18 protein-coding genes are annotated in these 20,130 nt (G+C 67.6%); 3 read left to right on the forward strand and 15 right to left on the reverse strand.

Annotated features, from left to right (window positions below; all coding sequences use genetic code 11):
* Window positions 1-32 precede the first annotated feature (32 nt).
* Window positions 33-1,448, forward strand: coding sequence for an exodeoxyribonuclease VII large subunit (xseA, locus tag C935_RS0107600; RefSeq protein WP_018861917.1), 1,416 nt, complete (start codon window positions 33-35; stop codon window positions 1,446-1,448).
* Between the two features lie 9 nt (window positions 1,449-1,457).
* On the opposite strand, the gene gltX is transcribed toward xseA, so the two are convergent.
* Window positions 1,458-2,885: a glutamate--tRNA ligase gene (gene gltX, locus C935_RS0107605; RefSeq protein WP_018861918.1), complete on the reverse strand. Its 1,428-nt coding sequence runs from the start codon at window positions 2,883-2,885 to the stop codon at window positions 1,458-1,460.
* Window positions 2,886-3,395: 510 nt separating this feature from the next.
* On the opposite strand from gltX, the gene C935_RS0107610 reads away from it, so the two are divergent.
* Both C935_RS0107610 and C935_RS0107615 read left to right on the forward strand, forming a co-directional pair.
* Window positions 3,396-3,911 (forward strand): peptidylprolyl isomerase, encoded by a 516-nt coding sequence (locus tag C935_RS0107610; RefSeq protein WP_018861919.1) that lies wholly within the window; start codon window positions 3,396-3,398, stop codon window positions 3,909-3,911.
* Window positions 3,912-3,919: 8 nt separating this feature from the next.
* Window positions 3,920-4,675 carry a UDP-2,3-diacylglucosamine diphosphatase gene (locus tag C935_RS0107615; protein WP_018861920.1) on the forward strand — a complete coding sequence of 252 codons (756 nt, stop codon included), beginning with the start codon at window positions 3,920-3,922 and terminating at the stop codon, window positions 4,673-4,675.
* A gap of 925 nt (window positions 4,676-5,600) precedes the next feature.
* On the opposite strand, the gene C935_RS0107620 is transcribed toward C935_RS0107615, so the two are convergent.
* The 14 genes from C935_RS0107620 to C935_RS0107685 form a co-directional block, all read right to left on the reverse strand.
* Window positions 5,601-6,437: a ferritin-like domain-containing protein gene (locus C935_RS0107620; RefSeq protein ID WP_018861921.1), complete on the reverse strand. Its 837-nt coding sequence runs from the start codon at window positions 6,435-6,437 to the stop codon at window positions 5,601-5,603.
* Window positions 6,438-6,466: 29 nt separating this feature from the next.
* On the reverse strand, window positions 6,467-8,053 hold the full coding sequence (locus C935_RS0107625) for a multicopper oxidase family protein (RefSeq protein ID WP_018861922.1): 1,587 nt from the start codon (window positions 8,051-8,053) through the stop codon (window positions 6,467-6,469).
* The gene (locus C935_RS0107630; protein WP_018861923.1) at window positions 8,050-10,557 is read right to left on the reverse strand and encodes a heavy metal translocating P-type ATPase; all 2,508 of its coding nucleotides are present in this window, start codon (window positions 10,555-10,557) and stop codon (window positions 8,050-8,052) included. The genes C935_RS0107625 and C935_RS0107630 overlap by 4 nt, the downstream gene beginning before the upstream one ends.
* A gap of 12 nt (window positions 10,558-10,569) precedes the next feature.
* Complete coding sequence (locus tag C935_RS13430; protein ID WP_018861924.1) at window positions 10,570-10,701, reverse strand: hypothetical protein; 132 nt, start codon at window positions 10,699-10,701, stop codon at window positions 10,570-10,572.
* Between the two features lie 117 nt (window positions 10,702-10,818).
* Window positions 10,819-11,187: a hypothetical protein gene (locus C935_RS0107640; protein ID WP_018861925.1), complete on the reverse strand. Its 369-nt coding sequence runs from the start codon at window positions 11,185-11,187 to the stop codon at window positions 10,819-10,821.
* A 160-nt stretch (window positions 11,188-11,347) separates the two neighbouring features.
* Complete coding sequence (cls, locus tag C935_RS0107645) at window positions 11,348-12,820, reverse strand: cardiolipin synthase (RefSeq protein WP_018861926.1); 1,473 nt, start codon at window positions 12,818-12,820, stop codon at window positions 11,348-11,350.
* Window positions 12,821-12,847: 27 nt separating this feature from the next.
* Window positions 12,848-14,083 (reverse strand): O-succinylhomoserine sulfhydrylase, encoded by a 1,236-nt coding sequence (locus tag C935_RS0107650; RefSeq protein WP_018861927.1) that lies wholly within the window; start codon window positions 14,081-14,083, stop codon window positions 12,848-12,850.
* Between the two features lie 333 nt (window positions 14,084-14,416).
* Window positions 14,417-15,526 (reverse strand): alanine racemase, encoded by a 1,110-nt coding sequence (gene alr, locus C935_RS0107655; RefSeq protein WP_018861928.1) that lies wholly within the window; start codon window positions 15,524-15,526, stop codon window positions 14,417-14,419.
* 8 nt (window positions 15,527-15,534) lie between these two features.
* On the reverse strand, window positions 15,535-16,896 hold the full coding sequence (dnaB, locus tag C935_RS0107660) for a replicative DNA helicase (protein ID WP_018861929.1): 1,362 nt from the start codon (window positions 16,894-16,896) through the stop codon (window positions 15,535-15,537).
* 85 nt (window positions 16,897-16,981) lie between these two features.
* A complete protein-coding gene (rplI, locus tag C935_RS0107665) occupies window positions 16,982-17,431 on the reverse strand; it encodes a 50S ribosomal protein L9 (protein WP_018861930.1) in 450 nt (149 codons plus the stop codon).
* Window positions 17,432-17,498: 67 nt separating this feature from the next.
* A complete protein-coding gene (locus C935_RS0107670) occupies window positions 17,499-18,446 on the reverse strand; it encodes a hypothetical protein (protein ID WP_018861931.1) in 948 nt (315 codons plus the stop codon).
* Window positions 18,447-18,477: 31 nt separating this feature from the next.
* On the reverse strand, window positions 18,478-18,702 hold the full coding sequence (rpsR, locus tag C935_RS0107675; protein WP_012983300.1) for a 30S ribosomal protein S18: 225 nt from the start codon (window positions 18,700-18,702) through the stop codon (window positions 18,478-18,480).
* A gap of 42 nt (window positions 18,703-18,744) precedes the next feature.
* Window positions 18,745-19,149 carry a 30S ribosomal protein S6 gene (rpsF, locus tag C935_RS0107680; RefSeq protein ID WP_012983301.1) on the reverse strand — a complete coding sequence of 135 codons (405 nt, stop codon included), beginning with the start codon at window positions 19,147-19,149 and terminating at the stop codon, window positions 18,745-18,747.
* A 166-nt stretch (window positions 19,150-19,315) separates the two neighbouring features.
* On the reverse strand, window positions 19,316-19,831 hold the full coding sequence (locus C935_RS0107685; RefSeq protein ID WP_018861932.1) for a cytochrome c: 516 nt from the start codon (window positions 19,829-19,831) through the stop codon (window positions 19,316-19,318).
* Window positions 19,832-20,130: the final 299 nt, after the last annotated feature.

The raw sequence follows: 20,130 nt of genomic DNA on the forward strand, positions 1-20,130 counted from the left end.
TGCCACGCACATCCTTAGAAAAACACTGATTCATGAGCGACGCCCCCGTACTGACCGTCACCGAACTCAACCAGTGCGCGGACGGCCTGCTGCGCGACGGCCTGGGCCGGGTACGCGTGGAGGGAGAGGTCTCCAACCTGCGCCAGTACGCCTCCGGCCACCAGTACTTCTCGCTGAAAGACGAGAACAGCTCGGTGAGCTGCGTGCTCTTTCGCGGCAATGCCCGCAACGCCGCCCGCTTCGCCGATGGCGACGCCGTGCAGATCCAGGGCCGCGCCGGGATCTATGCCGCACGCGGCCAGTTCCAGATCATCGTCGAGCAGCTGCAGCCGGCCGGCGAGGGCCAGCTCCTGGCGGCCTTCCAGCGCCTGAAGGAAAAGCTCGCCGCCGAGGGCCTGTTCGACCCCGGCCGGAAGAAGCCCCTCCCCGCCTGGACCCATCGCCTCGGCGTAATCACCTCCACCCAGGGCGATGTGCGGCACGATATCGAACGCACCCTGGCGCGGCGCTTCCCGCTGCTGCTGCCCTTCACCCTCTACCCCACCGCGGTACAGGGCGCGCAGGCCGCCAGCCAGATCGTCGCGGCCCTGGAGCAGGCCGCCCGCGAGGGCGCCGTAGACGTGATCATCCTCGCGCGCGGCGGCGGTTCGCTGGAGGACCTGCAGGCGTTCAACGAGGAGAGCGTGGCCCGCGCCATCGCGGCCTCGCCGATCCCGGTCGTGACGGGTGTCGGGCACGAGACCGACACCACCATTGCGGACTTCGTCGCCGACCTGCGCGCCTCCACACCAACCGCGGCCGCCGAGGCGGTCAGCCCGGATGGCGCCACCCTGCGCCACCGGATCGAACGGGCGCGCGACCGGATGACTACACTCGCGGCCCAGCGCGTTTCCCAGCACCGGCAGACGCTGAACGCCCTGTGGACCCGACTCGAACGGCGCCACCCGCGCCAGCTGATGGAACGCAACGCGCAGCGCCTGGACGACCAGAACGAGCGCCTGCAACGCGCCTGGCAGCGCCGGCACGAGCAGGCCGGCCAGCGCCTGCAGCATCTACGCCTGCGCCTGGCCGGGGCCTCGCCCGGCAACCGCATCGCCTCCGCGCGAATGCGCCTTGACCACCTGCACCAGCGTCTCGCGCGCGCCGCCCCGGCACACGACATCCCCACGCACCGCGAACGCCTCGCGCGCCTGCACCGGGATCTCGAATACCAGATGCGCCAGGCGCTGACGATCCGCCAGCAGCGGCTGCAGGCGACCCAGCGCCAGCTGAACGCCCTCGGCCCCCAGGCGGTCCTGGAACGCGGCTATGCGATCCTGCAGACGGAAGAAGGACAGGTCCTGCGCGACGCCGCGCGCACCGAGATCGGCGCGCCGCTGAAGGCCCGCCTGGCTCGCGGCGCACTGGAACTGAAGGTGACGGCGACGAAATCGCCCGAGGGAGACTGAAAAAGCGCTTCAGCCCGCCTGTTCGAGCGCGACCTGCAGGCGCGCACGTACACGCTCGCGCCCCAGATACTCGAAGATACGCGGCAGCTCGGGCCCATGCGTCTGGCCGGACAGCGCTGCGCGCAGCGGCATGAACAGCTTGCGTCCCTTCGCACCCGTCGCCGCGCTGACGGCCTTTGCCAGAGCCGGGAAATCCTCGGCCTCGTCCAGGGCGTCCAGGGCGGCACGGTAGAAATCCGCGCCCGCCTGCTGCAGCTCGGCGGCGGCTGTCTCGCTCACCGGCGCCGGATCGGTCGCAAAGGCCTCCACCCAGATCCGGGCGTCCTCGGCACGGGTGATGTTGTCGCGCAACAGCCCCGCCAGTGCCGGGCGCTGGTCCTCTGACACCTGCCCGAACACATCGAAGTCCTCGAGATAGGCCAGCAGGTCGGCATCGGACAGCTGGCGCAGGGCCTCGGTCTGCCAGTGTTCCAGCTGCTGCGCATCGTGGCGCGCGGCGCTGTGACCAATGCGCTCCGGGCTGAACCCGGCCGCGAGTTCCTGCGCACTCAGTAACTCGTCCGACTCGTAGCGATGCCCGAGGCGTGCCAGGTGATTAAGGATCGCGAGCGGCAAGTAACCCGCACTACGCAGATCCTCCACGCTGGCCGAGCCATTGCGCTTGGACAGCGGTGCACCGTCGTGCCCCATTACCAGCGGCAGATGGTGATAGGCCGGCGCCGCCAGCCCCAGCGCCTCCAGCAGCAGCATCTGGCGCGGGGTGTTGGCGATATGGTCCTCGCCGCGCACCACGTCGGTTACGCCCATCAGGGCATCGTCGATCGCATTGGAGAAGAAGAAGGCGGGTGTGCCGTCGGAGCGACGGATCACGAAATCGCCGATCTCGTCGGTGCGAAAGCTCACCGGCCCGCGCACCCCGTCCTCGAAACGGACCGTGCGGCCCAGCGGCACACGAAAGCGCAGGGTCGGTTTCTGCCCTTCGGCCGCGCGCCGCTCGGCCTCTTCCACGCTCAGATGGGCACAGGTCCCCGGGTAGCGCGGCGGCTTGCCCTGGGCGCGCATGCGCTTGCGCCCCCGTTCCAGCTCGGCGGGCGAACAGAAGCAGGGGTAGGCCTGACCGGCATCGATCAACTGCTGGTAATACCCATCGAAGATCCCGCCACGTTCGGACTGGGCATACGGTCCGGCATCGCCACCGGCGTCAACGCCCTCGTCCCAGTCCAGCTTCAGCCAGCGCAGGTCGCGCATCAGCGCGGCCACGAACTCCGGGCGCGAGCGCTCGGCGTCGGTGTCCTCGATCCGCAGCAGAAAATGCCCGCCGCGCGAGCGGGCGAACAGCGCGCTGAACAACGCGGTGCGCACGTTGCCCAGATGGAGGAGCCCCGTGGGACTGGGCGCGAAACGGGTCTTGGTCGGCGGTGTCGTCATCGCGCGCATGGTAGCGGAGCACCTCGCGGGCCACCAGCCGGGCTGGCCGTGGCCCTAGGGAGACGCTGATTGAATCGCACGTCCGCGTTGGTGCCCCCTGTTTTCCGAGACAAGGCGCGTTGTGCAGCGGGTAGTGGTTCTACCCGCCCGTTGCTGATTGATTCGGGGCGCAACGCAGGATCGGGGAACAGGGGGCACCAACCCCACAAGCCATTGAAAGCAGGGGCTCGGCCGTCCGTTGTTGATCAAAAACGGGCGCGGGAACGGCGTTGCGGTTCCCTTGTGCAGAATGACTGCACGGCAGTCGCCGCGCCTTGTTCGCACGCAAAAGCGACTTGAGCGCGGACGCGCGATTCAATCAGCGTCTCCCTAGCAGCGTTGCTGGCAGGCACCCCGCCTGCCGGGTACCATGGCCGCCCGACATTCATCCGGAGGGCCAGTCCCGTGCAGCAATCCCGTTTCCGGCTTGGCATTGTGCTGGCCACCGCCCTTCTTGCCCTACTGCTTTCAGGAGCCCCCATGGCCGATACCAATCCGCAGGTCGCGATCGAAACCAACCATGGCCGCATCGTGCTGGAACTCAACGCCGAAGCCGCCCCGGAGACGGTCGCCAACTTCCTGTCCTACGTGGATGACGGCTTCTACGACGGTACGATCTTTCACCGCGTGATCCCGGGCTTCATGGTCCAGGGCGGCGGCTTCGACAAGAACATGAGCCAGAAGTCCGCCGGCGAACCGATCCGCAACGAGGCGGACAATGGCCTGAAGAATGAAGTCGGTGCGATCTCGATGGCCCGCACCCAGGATCCGCACTCGGCCACCGCGCAGTTCTTCATCAACGTGAACGACAACGACTTCCTTAACCACACGGCCCCGAATGCGCAGGGCTGGGGTTATGCGGTGTTCGGCAAGGTGACCGAGGGCATGGACGTCGTGCGCCAGATCGAGTCCGTGCCCACCGGGCGTTCCGGCATGCACCAGGATGTGCCGCAGGAGCCGGTCGTGATGGAAAGCGTGAAACGCGTCGAGGACTGAGCCACCCCGTGGCTTCGAGCGCGCCGGCCCTGGTCATTTCCGACCTGCATCTGGATCGCGAGCCCGGCCCCCTGCTGGAGGCCGCACTCGCCTTCCTGGAGGGACCGGCGCGCGGTGCCTCGGCGCTGTACATCCTCGGCGACCTGTTCGAATACTGGGTCGGCGATGACGCCGGATTCCCGGCCGCCGAACAGCTGGCCAACGCCCTCAAGTCACTCGATATCCCGGTCGTCTTCATCCATGGCAACCGGGATTTTCTCGTGGGCCCGGACTATGCCACGCGCGCCGGGATGCAGCTGGCGCCCGAGCCGCTGCACGCGGCCCTGCCCTGCGGGCCCGCCGTGCTGCTGCATGGCGATTCCCTGTGCACCGACGACACCGAGCACATGGCCTTTCGCCAGCAGGTACGCGGCGGCGAATGGCAGCGGGCCTTCCTGGCCCAGCCGCTGGAGGAACGCATCCGGCAGGCCGAGTCCATGCGCGCCACCAGTCGTGACAACAGCCGGATAAAGGCCGACGCCATCATGGACGTGAATGCGAACGCCGTGGCGGATACCTTCCGCGACGCCGATGTCCCGCTGATGATCCATGGCCACACCCACCGCCCCGCGATCCACGACCTGACGGTCGACGGTCAGCCCCGCCAGCGCTGCGTCCTCCCGGCCTGGGACGAGCACCCGGGCTATCTGGAGGTCGCGGCGACCGGCCCCGTCCTGCGCGAGTTGGACGGCTCGCCCTACCCCGCGCACCTGCTGCACGCCTGAACCACGCGCTTCGCGCCGTTGTACGGCTGGGCCTGGTTCGTCGTCGGTGTTTATGGTGGGTTCGTCGGACTACCTACCTTGTTGTGGCTGGCCCTGGTTCGGCATCCGGTGTTTACGGTGCCTTCGGTCCGCCGCCTGCCAGGCGCTGTCTCGCCAGCGCGCCGCGAGGTACTTCTTTGCTCGTGCAAAGAAGTACCCAAGAAACACGCCCGACTGCCGCGACCCCGGCCCGCATAGCGGGCCGGGGTTTCCCTCGCTCCGAGACTTTTCGCGGGCGGCGCTGAAACTCGCTGCGCTACGCTCCGCTCAGACAGTCAGCGCCTCTCTTCCCGCGAAAATCCTCTCCACTCGGCGCGACGACAACGGGGGTGAAGGTCCAAACAACGGCTGTCCCAGCGACGTAGCACATAGATGGAGGCTGGGTTTTCCGACATCTTAGGCACGCGCGGCCTTCGGCCATGGCGTGCCGCGCCCGCCAGCGGGCGCCAAACCCCATCGTAGGATGCCGATGAGCGCAGCGAATCGCATCAGGGTTGCCCCGACGTCGGACCGGTGCATTTTGCTGCGCTCAACCGCACCCTATGGCGTTGGAGCCAAGCATAAGCGCGGGGAGGCCTTCTGTTTTGACCTTCCTCCCCCGTATGAAGCCCCTTGCGGAAGGGTCCTCGGGACGGAAGAGAGGCGCTGACTGTCTGAGCGAAGCGTAGCGTAGCGAGTTTCAGCGCCGCCGGCCCGAGGGCCCTGGAGCAAGGTTCCCGGGCGGAATCTGGGTGCCCTTCTTTGGGTACTTTCTTGGGCAAGCAAGAAAGTACCTCGCGGCGCGCTGGCGAGACAGCGCAGGCAGGCGGCCGGACGAAGCCATCGTAAACACCGGATGCCGAACCAGGTCCAGCCACAGAACGGCACAGAGCCGATCCACTGGAGTCTAGGGCGATGGTTCGCCGATGGCCTGGGCCTCCAGTTGCGCCATCTCGGTATCGGTGAAGCCGGCGGCGCGGCGGGCGGCGTGGGCGAAGGGCGGGCGTACGCGGCCGGGCATGTACTCGGCCAGCAGCTCGAGGAAGAGCGGCTCGGGATCGAGTCCGCGTGCATCGGCCAGCTCGCGGAACCAGCGCGTGCCAATCGCCACGTGGGCGACCTCCTCGCGCTGGATGATCTCGAGAAGCGCCACGGTCACGTGATCGCCCGCCGCCGTCAGGCGCTCGATCATGCCCGGGGTCACGTCCAGCCCGCGCGCCTCCAGCACGCGCGGCACCAGAGCCATACGGATCATCACGTCGTGGTCGGTCGCGAGTGCGGCCTCCCACAGCCCATTGTGGGCCGGCAAGTCGCCGTAGTCCGCCCCCAGCTCGTTGAGCCGCGCACGCAACAGCTGGAAATGGCGCGCCTCCTCGGCCGCCACCTGCAGCCAGTCGCTGACAAAGGGTGCCGGCATGTCGCGAAAGCGATAGACGGCGTCCAGCGCCAGGTTGATCGCGTTGAACTCGATATGCGCGACGGCATGCACCAGGGCCACCCGCCCGGCCGTGGTGTGCAGCCCGCGCCGCGGCAGCTCGCGCGGATGCACGAGCACCGGACGCTCGGGGCGCCCGGGCACCTCCAGGCGCCGCGGGGGTGGCGCCGCTTCCGGTGCCGTCGCGCCGGACCACCAGGCGTCCATCAGCGTCAGCACCTGCTCGCACTTGGCCTCCGGGTCGGATTCCAGCAGGGCGGCCTGGGCCACCCGGTAGAGGTCCGCCTCCGGTCGCGGTGTCGTCTTCATGGATCTCCCTGTACGTGCAGGCGTGCCCCTCAGGCACGCACGCGGACGTTCACCATCATGTCGTTGTCCTCGTGCTCCAGGTTGTGGCAGTGGAACACGTAGAGCTGGTCGCCATCGTAATCGTGCGTGAAGTCGATGGCGATGCGCACGGTCTCGCCGGGCCACAGCAGGACCGTGTCCTTCCAGCCGAGATCCGCGACCGTGAGCCCGTCGTCGTTGACCGCCTGTTCGCGCACGAAGTCCGGGCCACCGGAGCGCGACAGCACCTGGAACGAGAAACCATGGATATGCATTGGGTGCGGCATGCTGTGGTCCGCATTGCGGATGACCCACACCTCCTGCGTATTGGCATCCACCTCGATCGGCACCCGGTCCGGGTCATAGACCTCGCCGTTGATGCGCCATTGCATCGGGGCCATGTCCAGGCGGATGTCCCGCTCCCTGGCATCGGTGACGTCGATGGGCTCGATCCGTGACAGGCGCTCGGGCACCCGGGCAGTCACGGCCTCGCCCTCGCGGACGACGAATTCGAGCAGCGCGAGCGGGTCGCCGTCGTGCATCGCGCCGCCCATCATCCGGCCCATGCCACCGCCGCCCATGCCTCCTCCAATGCCACCGCGGCCCATCATGCCGCCGCCGGCCATCGGGTCGAATTCGAGGCTGTGCAGTTCCACCCGGTCGCCCCCGGCAAAGGCCGCGAAGTCGACCAGCACCTCCAGACGCTCGCCCGGTGACAGGAAGGCCTCTTTCACCTCCCGGGGCGACTCCAGCAGACCCGCGTCCGTGCCGATGACCTGGAACGGGACCACGTCGCCATCGGCCCGCAGGGCGAGGCGATAGATCCGGGCGGTGGATCCGTTCAGCAGGCGCAGGCGATGGATGCGACGCTCGACCTCGTGGCTGGCGGACGGTGTCATGTTCACCAGCACCTCGTCCCCGAGATACCCCATCATCCCCTGCATCGGATTCGGCCGGTACACCAGATGCCCGAGCCGGTCGAAGCGCTTGTCCTGCAGCACCAGCGGCAGATCGGTGCTGCCCAGCTCCAGATCCAGTGCCTCGTTCAGAGCGTCGTTGTCGTCATCCCCGACCAGCAGGAAGCTGGCCAGCCCCTGGTGGGCCTGGCGCGCGGTCCGGTGGTGGGCATGGGTGTGATACCAGTAGGTACCGCCGCGGTTGGTCACCTTGAAGCGGTATTCGTACTGCTCCCCGGGGTCGACCGTATGGATCGGGTGGCCGTCCTCCCGTCCCGGCACATGCAGGCCGTGCCAGTGGATGATGGTGCCCTCGTCGAGCTGGTTGTCCAGGGTCACGTCCAGTTCGTCACCCGTACGCAGCAGCAGGATCGGATTCTGATAGTCGGCGCCGTTCACCTGCGTGCGGTACCACAGGAATGGGGTCTCGCTACGGCCCGGCACCGGCAACCACCCCTGTTCGGCCACCAAGGTGAACGGCGCATCGGGCGCCAGTACTGCAAACGGCCCGTCACTCCCGGGCAGGAACAGCGTATTGTCGAAACGCGGGGCGGAGACCGCATGGTTGAACAGGGTCCAGCCGCCAAACGTGGTGACCACGGGCAGCGCCGCGGCCAGCCCGAGAAACTGACGTCGTTTCATGATTGTTCTCCTTTGGGCATGCTGCGGCGCAGCAGAATGGAGTTGCCGATCACCGAGAGCGAGCTGGCGGTCATCGCGATCACGCCGATCATCGGGTGCAGCAGACCGACCGCGGCGATGGGGATCGCGGCGGTGTTGTAGCCCCAGGCCCAGAACAGGTTCTGCACGATCTTGCGGAACGTCATGCGCGAGAGTTGCACGGCCTCGACGACCTTGGTCAGCTCGCCACGCACCAGAGTGACGTCGGCGGCCTCGATGGCCACGTCCGCCCCGGCCCCGATCGCGATGCCCACGTTTGCCTGCTGCAGCGCAGGGGCATCGTTGATGCCGTCACCGACCATCGCCACGTGATCACCGTACTCGGCCTGCAGTTCGCGGATCGCCTCGACCTTGCCCTCCGGCAGCACGCCGGCGCGGACCTCGTCGATCCCGACCTGCGCGGCCACGGCCTTGGCGGTGCGCTCGTTGTCGCCGGTCACCATCACGCAGCGGATGCCGAGGGCATGCAACTGTTCGATGGCGGCCTGTGACTCTTCCTTGAGCGTGTCGGCGACCGCGACGATGCCGGCCGGTCGATCGCCAATGGCCACCAGCATCGCGGTCTTGCCGGCATCCTCGAGCTGCCGCAGCGATTCCAGAAGGCCGGACGGATCCAGGCCATGTTCCTCCAGCAGCCGCTCGCTGCCCACCAGAACGCGTTCTCCGTCGAGGCGGGCCTCCACCCCGCGCGCGGTGTGCGACTGGAACTGTTCGACCTCGGCGATCGCCAGTTCCTGGTCGCGCGCGCCCTGCACAATGGCCTCGGCCAGCGGGTGCGCGGAGCCGGCCTCCACGGCCGCGGCCGCGCGCAGCACGCGCGACTCGTCAAAGTCCTCGGACGCGATCACGTCGGTCAGTGCCGGCTGCCCGCGGGTGATGGTGCCGGTCTTGTCGAGCACGATCACGCGGATGTCCTTCAGCGTCTGGATCGCGGCGCCCGACCGGATCAGCACGCCGCGCTCGGCCCCCATGCCGGAGCCCACCATCAGGGCGGTGGGCGTGGCCAGCCCCAGCGCACAGGGACAAGCAATGACCAGCACGGCAATGGCCGCGAGGATGGCCAGCACGATCGGCGGCCGCTCCGAGTCGACCCAAGGCAGGAACCCCTCGCCCCAGATCAGGATCGGCTGCAGCGCCCCGGAGAACGCCAGCCAGGCCGCGAACGCCGCCAGCGCGATGACCAGCACCGCCGGCACGAAGCGCGCAGTGATGCGGTCCGCCAGCTCCTGCACCGGCACCCGCGAACCCTGCGCCTCGTTCACCAGACGGATCACCTGCGACAGGAAGGTGTCGGCCCCCACGCGGGTCGCACGCACCTTCAGCCGCCCCTGCTGGTTCAGGGTCGCGCCGAGCACGGTATCGCCCTCGCCCTTGTCCACCGGTACCGACTCGCCGGTGGCGATGGATTCGTCTACGGTGCTCTCGCCAGAGACCACCTCGCCATCGGTGGGGACCTTTTCGCCCGGGCGCACGATCATCACCTCGCCCACCTGCAGCGATTTCACCGGCACCTCGACCTCTTCGCCATCACGTTCGACCCGGGCCGTCTTCGCGCCCAGATCCAGCAGCTTGCGGATCGCAGAGGAGGCTTCGCCCTTGGCGCGGTACTCCAGGTACCGCCCGAGCATGTGGAAGGCCATGATGGTCGCGGCCATCTCGATGAACGAGGTCATCGGATAGACGAAGCCGATCAGCCCGATCAGATAGGGCGGCAGCGAGCCCATGGAAATCAGCACGTCCATGTTGAGGCTGCCGCTTTTCAGCGCGCGCCAGGACGAACGGTGGGTCGCCGCACCGCCCGCCATGAACACCACCGGGAAGGCCAGCACGGCGATGATCAGGAGATAGCCGGGGATCTCCTGCCAGAACATGTGCGGCATCATCAGCACCATGATCGCGATGGTCGGGATCATCGCGATCCACAGCCGGCGCCAGGCCTGCTTCAGGTAGGCGGCGTCGATCTCGGCGTCGTCCGCCTCGCTGCCGGCCTCCTCGGTCTCCACCGCCGCCACGTCATATCCGGCCCCCTCGACCGCGGCGCGCAGGGCCTCGGCGTCGGGGCCTCCGGGACCGGGTTCCACGGTCACACGGTGATCGCCGATGTTGGTGCTCACCGCCTGGATGCCGTCCAGCTTCTCGATCGCACCGCGCACAATCCCCGCGCAGTGATCCGAACCCATGCCGGGTACCACCAGACGCACCGCACCGGCACCGCCCGCCGCGCCCTCGACCTGAGCAACATCGTAGCCGGCCCCTTCCACGGCGGCCCGCAACCCCTGCGGGTCCACCTGCTCGGGATCGTATCCCACGGTGACCCGGTGGCGGGCGATATTGGTCCCCACCGACGCCACGCCCGGCATCTTCTCCAGCGCCGCGCGCACAATCCCCGCGCAATGGTCCGACCCCATACCGGGGACGATCACTACTGCCTCGCGGGCATCCGCTGGCTTCGTTTCCGTCGTCATTGCACGATTCCTTTAGCGATTGCTGAACAGATATTTGATCAGGGCCGCGATCCCGAGGATCAGCAGCACCAGAATCAGGAGACCAATCCAGCCATGGCCGAAGCCGAGGCCCGTCATCCAGCCAAAACCTTGTTCATGCATCATGGTGTAGTCCTCCCGGGGACAGAGTGAAAAACGCAGTGCGCGTAGTGCGCGTAAAGACGCATTGCACGGGTGGTCCACGACCACCCGGCGCCGGGCGGAACCCCGGCCAGGGAGGAATCAGAGCGGTGGGCGCAGATCCGGTGCTGCAGGGATACCGGGGCCCATGGCCACGGGAAGGGAGGCAAGAACGGGTGCCGCCGCGGTGACCGGCGTACCGGCGGGCGAAGGCAGGGCCGAGATCCCGCAGACGCCACAGACCGCGCAGGGCATCTCGCAGGCCGAAGGCTCGGCCTGGATCACGAGGTCCGAGGAAGGGTCCAACGACACGGGTTCCGAAAGCGATCCGGTACCCTGGTCCGGGCAGTGGCCCGCCGCCGTCATGCCACCGCGGGCATCGCCGTGCATCATCCCCGCACCGGCGATCGGCGCCAGCAACAAGGCGGCGACGATCAACAGGTTCAGCAGATGGTGCAGGGCTCGCGACACGGCAGGCCTCTAAGCGGCATGTTCTGTGCAAGTCTAGCACTGGCGCTGCGCCTGCACATGACACAGATCAAGCCTACCGGTCACTGCCTTGAACGCTAGTTGAAATCCCTCATTAGATTGTCCCCGCGTAGGCCGAGGACAACCTTGTGAGACGCCACATCTACAGCACCGGCGCCAGCAGATAGGCAGCCCGCGCGGCCACGCGGCGCCACAGCGGCAGGTCGTCCACGTCCTGCCGGGTCATCTCGCGCGAGCGGGCGAAATCGGCCTCGAACATGCGCGCCGTCTCGTGGGCAAACCCCGGGTCCATCACCAGCGCGGTGACCTCGAAATTCAGCCGGAACGAACGGTTGTCCAGGTTCACGGTCCCCACCGCCGCGCCCATGTCGTCCACCACGAAGGCCTTGCCGTGCAGGAAGCCCTCCTGATAGCGGTAGACGCGCACGCCGGCGTCCAGCAGCGGGCCCAGGAAAGCGTAGGCCGCATGCGTGGTCAACGGGTTGTCGGTGACCTCGGGGATCAGCACGCGCACGTCGACGCCACTGAGCGCGGCCAGCTTGAGCATGCCCTGCACACCCTCGTCCGGCACGAAGTACGGGCTGGCGATCCAGATGCGTCGCTCGGCCGCGTGGATCGCCTGCTGCATCATCAGGCTGGCGGTCTCGAACTCGTCGGCCGGGCCGGAGGGCAGGATCAGCACCGGGACACCATCGTCCGCCATGGTTGCCGGCTGCCATTCCAGCTCCGGGATCTCTTCGGTGGCCCAGTGCCAGTCCTCCAGGAAAACCGACTGCAGGGCCAGGGCGGACGGCCCCTCGATACGCAGGTGGGTGTCGCGCCAGGGCCCGATCTTCGGGTCCCGCCCGAGGTACTCGTCCCCCACGTTCAGGCCACCGACCCAGCCCTGTTCGCCATCGGCCACCACGATCTTGCGGTGGTTGCGGAAATTCAGCTGAAAGCGATTGCCCCGCCCGCGGGTGGAGTGGAAGTGCTGCACATGCACCCCCGCCTCGCGCAGGGTGTCCAGATAGTTCCCGGGCAGACGGTAGCTGCCGATCTCGTCATACAGGAAGTAGACCTCGACCCCGTCCTGCGCCCGCTCCACCAGCCGCCGCTGGAGTTCGCGCCCGATCGCGTCGTCGCGCACGATATAGAACTGCACCAGCAGGTAGCGCTCGGCCTCCTCGATCCCCTGAAAGATACTGTCGAAGGTCGCTTCGCCATCCACCAGGAGCTCGACCTCGTTGCCGTGCAGGAACGGCCAGCGGGCGAGCCGCTGTACGCCGTCCAGGTGCTTGCTCGGCTCTTGTGCGATGTACTGGTGCGACCACAGCTCCTCGGTCTTCGGCTGCAGGGCCCGAGCCAGGCTGGAATCCTCGTCGCGGCGCGCCACCACGTAGCCGCGAAACTCGCTGGCGCCGAATACCCAGTAGGCCGGGACGGCCACATAGGGGACGGTGTTGAGCGACACGATCCAGGCCACCGCGCCCTGCGGCGTCCGGGTGGACATCAGCGCATCCAGCGACGACAGGAATCCCAGCAGGTGGAAGCCAATAACAACCGTCAGCAGGATCCGCCAGCGCGGGCGTCGCCGCGGCTTCGGATGGACATCACCGGATCTAGGATTGGACATACCCGTGCGGTCGATCCGGCTCCGGCGTCAGAGCGCGTCGAGCCCGCGGGCCAGGTCGCGCTGGATGTCGGCGACCGCCTCCAGCCCCACGGCAACCCGCACCAGGGCCTCGGTAATGCCCTGGGCCTCGCGCTTGTCCGGGTCCACGCGGCCGTGGGTGGTGGTGGCCGGGTGCGTGATGGTGCTCTTGGTATCGCCCAGATTCGCAGTGATCGACAGGAACCTCGTGGCGTCGATCACCGACCAGGCGGCCTCGCGTCCGCCGGCGACCTCGAAGCTCAGCACGCCGCCGAACCCGCATTGCTGGCGCTTCGCGATCGCGTGCTGCGGATGGTCCGCCAGCCCCGGATAATGCACCGCGGTGACCTTCGGGTGGGCCTGTAGCCACTGCGCCAGGGTCAGGGCGTTGTCGCTGTGGGCGCGCATGCGCAGGGCCAGGGTCTCCAGCCCCTTCAGGAACACCCAGGCGTTGAACGGCGACAGCGTCGGGCCGGCCGTGCGCAGGAAGCCGTAGACGTCCTTTCCGACGCGCTCGGCGTCGCCCACCACCGCGCCGCCCAGGCAGCGGCCCTGACCGTCGAGGAACTTGGTCGCCGAGTGGATGATGATGTCGGCGCCCAGATCCAGCGGACGCTGCAGGATCGGCGTGCAGAAGCAGTTGTCCACCGCCAGCAGCGCGTCATGCCGATGCGCGATCTCCGCCAGCGCGGCGATGTCCACCACCTCGCCCAGCGGGTTGGACGGCGTCTCGCAGAAATACAGCCGGGTGTTCGGCTGTGTGGCGGCCTCCCAGGCCTCGAGGTTCGACAACTCGACGTAGGTGACCTCCACGCCGAAACGGCCGAGGTAATTGTTGAACAGCACGGTCGTCGTGCCGAACACCGAACGCGAGCAGACCACGTGATCGCCGGCCTTCAACAGCCCCATCATGGTCGCGAGGATCGCGGACATGCCGGAAGCGGTGGCCACGCAGGCCTCGCCCCCCTCCAGCGCGGCCAGTCGGTCCTGGAAGGTGCGCACGGTCGGGTTGGTGAAGCGCGAGTAGATGTTGCCGGGGACCTCCCCACCGAAGCGCGCGGCGGCCTCCGCGGCCGAACCGAACACGAAGCTGGAGGTCGGGAAGATCGCCTCGGAGTGCTCGCCCTCCGGCGTGCGCTGGTAGCCATGCCGGATGGCCACGGTCTGCGGGTCGTAGTCCCGAGGGTCGAAAGGATCCCCGTCGAAAGGCGCGGGGTCGAACGGGTCGTGATCGAAGTCGGTCATCGCGGCATCCTAGGGAAACACTGATTAATGTACACGCTCGCTGCTTCGTCGCTTTTGCGTGCGAACAAGGCGCGGTGACTGCCATGCAGTCATTCTGCACAAGGGAACCGCAACGCCGTTCCCGCGCCCGTTGTTATCAAAAACGGGCGACCGAGCCCCTGCTTTCAATGATTTGTGGGGTTAGCACCCCAGGTTCCCCGATCCTGCGTTGCGGCCCTTGCCGGTAGAACCACTACCGGCTGCGCACCGCGCCTGCTCTCGGAAAATCTGGGGTGCCAACGCGAGTGTATACATTAATCAGTGTTTCCCTGGAATCCGGGATGCGACAGTGTATCAGCGCGCCGGCTGCAGGCGGTCCGCCACGCGCGTCAGCAGCTCGTAGCTGATGGTGCCCGCCGCGCGCGCGACCCGTTCCACCGGCAGCCCTTCGCCCCACAGCGTGGCAAGATCACCGACCCCGGCCTGGGGGCAATCCGTCAGGTCCACCGCCAGCATGTCCATGGACACGCGTCCGATCAACGGGCAGATCCGGTCGCGCACCCGCACGGGCGTGCCGGAGGGGGCGTGGCGCGGATAACCATCGGCGTAGCCCATGGCCACGATGCCGGCGCGACCGGGCGCATCGGCGGTCCAGGTCGCGCCGTAGCCAACCATGCTGCCCGGCTCCAAGGGCTGGATCGCGATGATTGGGGCCTGCACGGTCATCGCCGGACGCAGGTCGGCCTGTGGCCCTTCCGGCGGGGCATCTGCGGGGACCGAGGCCGGATGGGCCCCGTAGAGCATGATCCCGGGTCGCGCCCAGCAGACGCGCTCGGGGTCCAGACCCGGCGCACGCCCCCAGCCCGCGAACAGCGCCGCGGAGTTGGCCACGCTGGCCTGGCCCGGCAGGGGCGACACGGCGGCAGCGAACCCCTCCAGCTGCCGGGCGTTCTGCGGGTGTTCGGGCTCGTCCGCGCAGGCCAGGTGGGTCATCCAGTGCACACCCCAGGACCCGTGCCCGGCCGCGCGCAGGCGGCGGGCCACGCCTTCGGCATCCGGCGGGCCGAAGCCGAGACGGTTCATGCCGGTGTTGAGCTTGACCCATACGGTGGGGAGCCGGACCGGGACCGCATCCAGGTGATCGAGCTGGGCAGTCTCGTGAATCACCGGCTCCAGGCGCAGCTGGTGGCAGGCACGCAGCTCGCCCACATCGTGCGGCCCCTGCAGCACCAGCAGTGGGCCGTCAAAGCCCGCCTCGCGCAGCGCCCGGGCCTCGCCGATTTGCGAGACGGCCAGCCCGTCGCTGGCCCCCGCCAGCACCTCGGCCGCCCACAGCAGGCCGTGGCCGTAGCCTTCGGCCTTGATCACGGTCCACATGGAGACACCCGGTGCGAGGCCGCGCGCCACGGCCAGGTTGTGCCGCAGGGCCTCGGGATGGAGCTGGATGCTGGCCGCGCGTCTCACGCCCTGCCTCAGGCCTGACCGATCTCGCCGTAGACATCGGGGGCGTAGTTCTCGAAGCGGGTGAACTGCCCGCGGAAGGTCAGGCGCACCGTGCCGATCGGGCCGTTACGCTGCTTGGCAATGATGATCTCGGCTGTGCCCTTGTCCGGCGATTCTTCGTTGTAGACCTCGTCCCGGTAGACGAAGGCGATGATGTCCGCGTCCTGTTCGATGGCCCCGGATTCGCGCAGGTCGGACATCACCGGGCGCTTGTTCGGGCGCTGTTCCAGCGAACGGTTGAGCTGGGAGAGCGCGATCATCGGCACGTTCAGCTCCTTGGCCAGGGCCTTCAACGAACGCGAGATCTCGGAGATCTCGTGGGCACGGCTCTCGCCACTGCCGGGAAACTGCATCAACTGTAGATAGTCGACCACGATCAGCTTGAGCCCCTTGTGCTCGCGCATCAGCCGACGCGTACGGGCACGCAGCTCGGTGGGTGACAGTGCCGGGGTGTCGTCGATAAAAAGCGGCGCCGAGGACAACATCTGTACCGCGCTGGTCAGCCGCGGCCAGTCGCCGTCCTCCAGGCGACCGGAACGCAGCTTCTGCTGGTTGATCCGCCCCATCGACGAGAGCAGACGCATCGCCAGCTGCTCGCCGGGCATCTCCATGGAAAAGATCGCCACCGGTTCCGCGTTCTTCATCGCCACGTACTCGGCGATGTTCATCGCGAACGAGGTCTTGCCCATCGAGGGTCGGCCAGCGACGATCACCAGGTCACCGGGGTTAAGCCCGGAGGTCAGGCGGTCCAGGTCGTCATATCCGGTGGCGACCCCGGTGATCGGGTTCTGGGTCTCGTAGAGATGCTCGATCTGCTCGACCGCGGCGGTCAGCAGCGGCTTCATACCACGAAAGCCCTGGGACCCGCGCGCGCCCTGCTCGGCGATGCGGAAAACCTTCTGCTCCGCCAGATCCAGGAGTTCCTTGGATTCCCGGCCATCGGGGACAAAGGCCGAGTCGGCGATCTCGGTGCCCACCGAAATCAGGGAGCGCAGGATGGAGCGCTCGCGAACGATATCCGCGTAGGCAACGATGTTGGCGGCACTCGGGGTTTCGGACGCCAGGCGCCCGAGATAGGCCATGCCGCCCGCGTCCTCCAGCTCGGAGGTGCGCTCGAGCTGCTCCGAGACGGTCACCATGTCGAACGGGGCGTTGCGTTCGGCCAGGGCGGCCACCGCCCGGAAGATCAGGCGATGGTCGTGGCGATAGAAATCTTCATCGGTAATGCGGTCCGCCACCCGGTCCCAGGCGGCGTTGTCCAGCATCAGCCCGCCGAGGACCGACTGTTCGGCCTCCTCGGAATGCGGCGGGATGCGCGGATTCGGCGTCATGGGCCGGTTCATGCCCGGGGGCACCCGAACCGGCCGGCCTGCCGGGCATCAGCGACCTGCGGCCACTCTCCCGACATGGAGAGGATCACTCCTCGCCGATGACCACGACGTGGATCTCGACGTCCACGCCCGAGTGCAGGTGCAGCCCCACCTCGAACTCGCCAGTGGTGCGCAGCGGGCCTTCCGGCATGCGCACTTCCTTCTTCTCCACGTCGGTACCCTTGGCGGTCAGGGCATCGGCGATATCGGCGGGGCCGATGGAACCGAACAGCTTGCCCTCGCCACCGGCCTTCGCGGTGATTTCCAGCACGGTGCCTTCCAGCTGTGCCTTGCGCGCCTCGGCAGCAGCCAGCGCCTCGGCGGCAGCCTTTTCCAGCTCCGCACGGCGAGCCTCGAACTCGGCAATGTTCTCCGCGGTGGCGAACTTGGCCTTGCCCTGCGGCAGCAGGTAGTTGCGGGCGAAGCCGGAGCGCACGTTCACGCGGTCACCCAGACCACCCAGGTTATCGATTTTTTCCAGCAGAATGACTTCCATCTTCGGTATTCCTGTAACGTTGGGTCAGCCCCAAAACGAGGCATTTTACACCGGTCGCGGACCGGCCTCACGAATTGTTGTCACCGCCCGGTCCGTCACCCGGACCCTTGCGCTCGCCCAGCGCGCCCAGACGCGAGCGGATGTCCGCCCAGGCATCGATCACCCCGATCGTCGCCAGCAGCAGAAACACCTGGGGCAGGGCCAGCACCATCAGCACATACATGCCTACCAGCCAGAAGCTGCTCATGTTCTGGTGATGCGTCAGCGCATGCACCAGCGCGATCCCCTGGAGGAAGAACAGCACCCCCAGGATGAACGCCAGCTCGGTGGCCAGCGGCACCGGACCGAGATGCCCGATCAGCCCCAGCGCGACGGTCACGCCGCTCATGGCGCGACCGAACTGCAGTGCCCGGAACTCCTCGCCAAACGCCCCCGGGTTGTACAGAAGCGCCTGCCAATAGCGGCCGATCAGCAGACTCAGCGTCAGGCTCAGCAGCACAATCCCGGCGAAAAGCCCCGTCAGGTAGGGCGCCGCACGGCGCAGCGCGGCCTCCAGTTCCTGCGGCCCGGTATCCGTACCCTCGACCAGCGGTCCCAGCAGGGCCATGCCCGCCTCGGACCAGGCCGTCTGCACGTCCGGTACCAGGGCATGCACTGCCAGCACGCCGAGCCCGGCGACCATCGCGCCGGCCTTCAGCGTCATGCGCCAGGACACCGTACGGCGCAGGACCTCGGCCAGCAGGACCACAGGTGCCCACTGCACAAACCCCGCGGCCACGCCCGCCATCGGCGGGGCCTCCGGGATCAGCACGAACATCGCGGCCCCGAGCACCAGCGCCGACAGCGCGGCGACGAGCAGAGCCTGCCCCAGGCCGACACGCAGACCGACCAGTGCAATCAGGGCACTGCTGACGATCGCGATCGGCGGCAGGAAGAGCCCCGCAACGCCAAAACCGGAGACCGCACCCACGGCGCGGCCCCGGCTTTTCATCGCGAATTCGGCCAGTACACGCATGGCCGTGCGTCCGGGCGAACCGGAGCGCGGATCAGTGGTTGTCGCTGTACGGCAGCAGCGCGAGGTAGCGCGCGCGCTTCACGGCCGTGGCCAGCTGGCGCTGATACTTCGCGCTGGTACCGGTGACGCGGCTGGGCACGATCTTGCCGGTCTCGGTTACAAAACCCTTCAGCAGGTTCAGGTCCTTGTAATCGATGTAATCGATGCCTTCGGCGGTGAACTTGCAGTATTTGCGACGACGCGGGAAACGGGCCATTTCAGATCTCCTTCGAAAATTCGGTCAACGGACGGGCGGGGCTTACTCGGCGGAGGCCGAGTCGTCGGAGGCGGCCTGGCCACCTTCGTCGTCACGCTCGCGGCGACGGCCCTTGGCACCTTCCTCTTCCTGGCCCTTGGCCAGCGGGGAGGTTTCGGTGACGGCCTCTTCCATGCGCATGGCCAGGTGGCGCAGCACGGCATCGTTGAACCGGAAGGCACTGACCAGTTCTTCCAGCGCCTCTTCCGAGGCCTCGATGTTCATCAGCACGTAGTGGGCCTTGACCAGCTTCTGGATCGGGTAGGCCAGCTGACGACGGCCCCAGTCTTCCAGACGGTGGATCTTGCCCTCGTGACCTTCGACCAGGCCCTTGTAGCGCTCGATCATCGCCGGGACCTGCTCGCTCTGGTCCGGGTGGACCAGGAACACAACTTCGTAATGACGCATTTTCGACTCCTTGCGGGTATCAGCCTCCCGTCCACGCGGTGAGGCAAGGATGCCGCCCGCCGGAAAAACCGGCAGACGGAAAGGCGCGATACCTTAAACGAACTGGGCTGCGGCAACAAGCCCGATGGCCCTCGCCGGCAGCACCGCGCCACGCGCGGCGGTGGGCTCACTCCTCGTTCACCGGCCACTCGTCGTCCGGGATGATCCCGTCGTCGCGCTGCTCGTGCCGCACCCAGGCGACGATATCCGCCACATCCTGGTGATCCAGCCCGGGGACCGGCGGCATGTCGCCATACTCCCAGTGGTGCGCGATCACCCCGCGCTCGACCGCGATGAAGAACGTGACATCGGCATGATGGGACGGCTCGTAGATCCGGTGGATCAGCGCGGGCCCCTGCTCGGTACCGCGGGCATCGGCGCCATGACACTCCGCACAGCTCTGTGCGAAGCGCTCCCGCCCGACCTGTGGATCCCCCACCAGTTCGATATTAATGCCCTGGATGGGATAGGGCGCGCGCTCCTGCTGTGCCGCATCCGAGGCTTCATCGCCACATCCCGCGAGGACCAGGCTCAGCCCCACGACCACGGTGGCCAGGGTGGACCGGGTGATAATGAACGCTCCTCTTCCCGCGCCCTTCCGGTCAAGCGCCGGGTGCGGACGGCCCGCCAGGGCACGGACCATGGTTCGGTTTTTCTTTGGCATGTTGAATCCCTCTCACTCGAAAACGAAAACGGATGCCCGCCAGGACATCCTGGACGCACAACGCGTCAGGTCTTCGGCGGGGGATTGGGGGGTTCGGCGGGCGTTCTCGCGCTCAAAGGCCCAAACACTGCGGTTGCCGCCAATGGGCCGGAGACCACGGACGGGCTGACGGACGGAGGCGCCACGCAACAGCCATGACCGAGGCATTCGGCCGTCTCCGAGCCATGCTCACCGTGGAGGTCCACACACAACACGCCCGAATCGCTATCGTTCATGGT

The organism is Thioalkalivibrio sp. ALJ3, from assembly GCF_000377205.1.
Classification (GTDB): Bacteria; Pseudomonadota; Gammaproteobacteria; order Ectothiorhodospirales; family Ectothiorhodospiraceae; genus Thioalkalivibrio.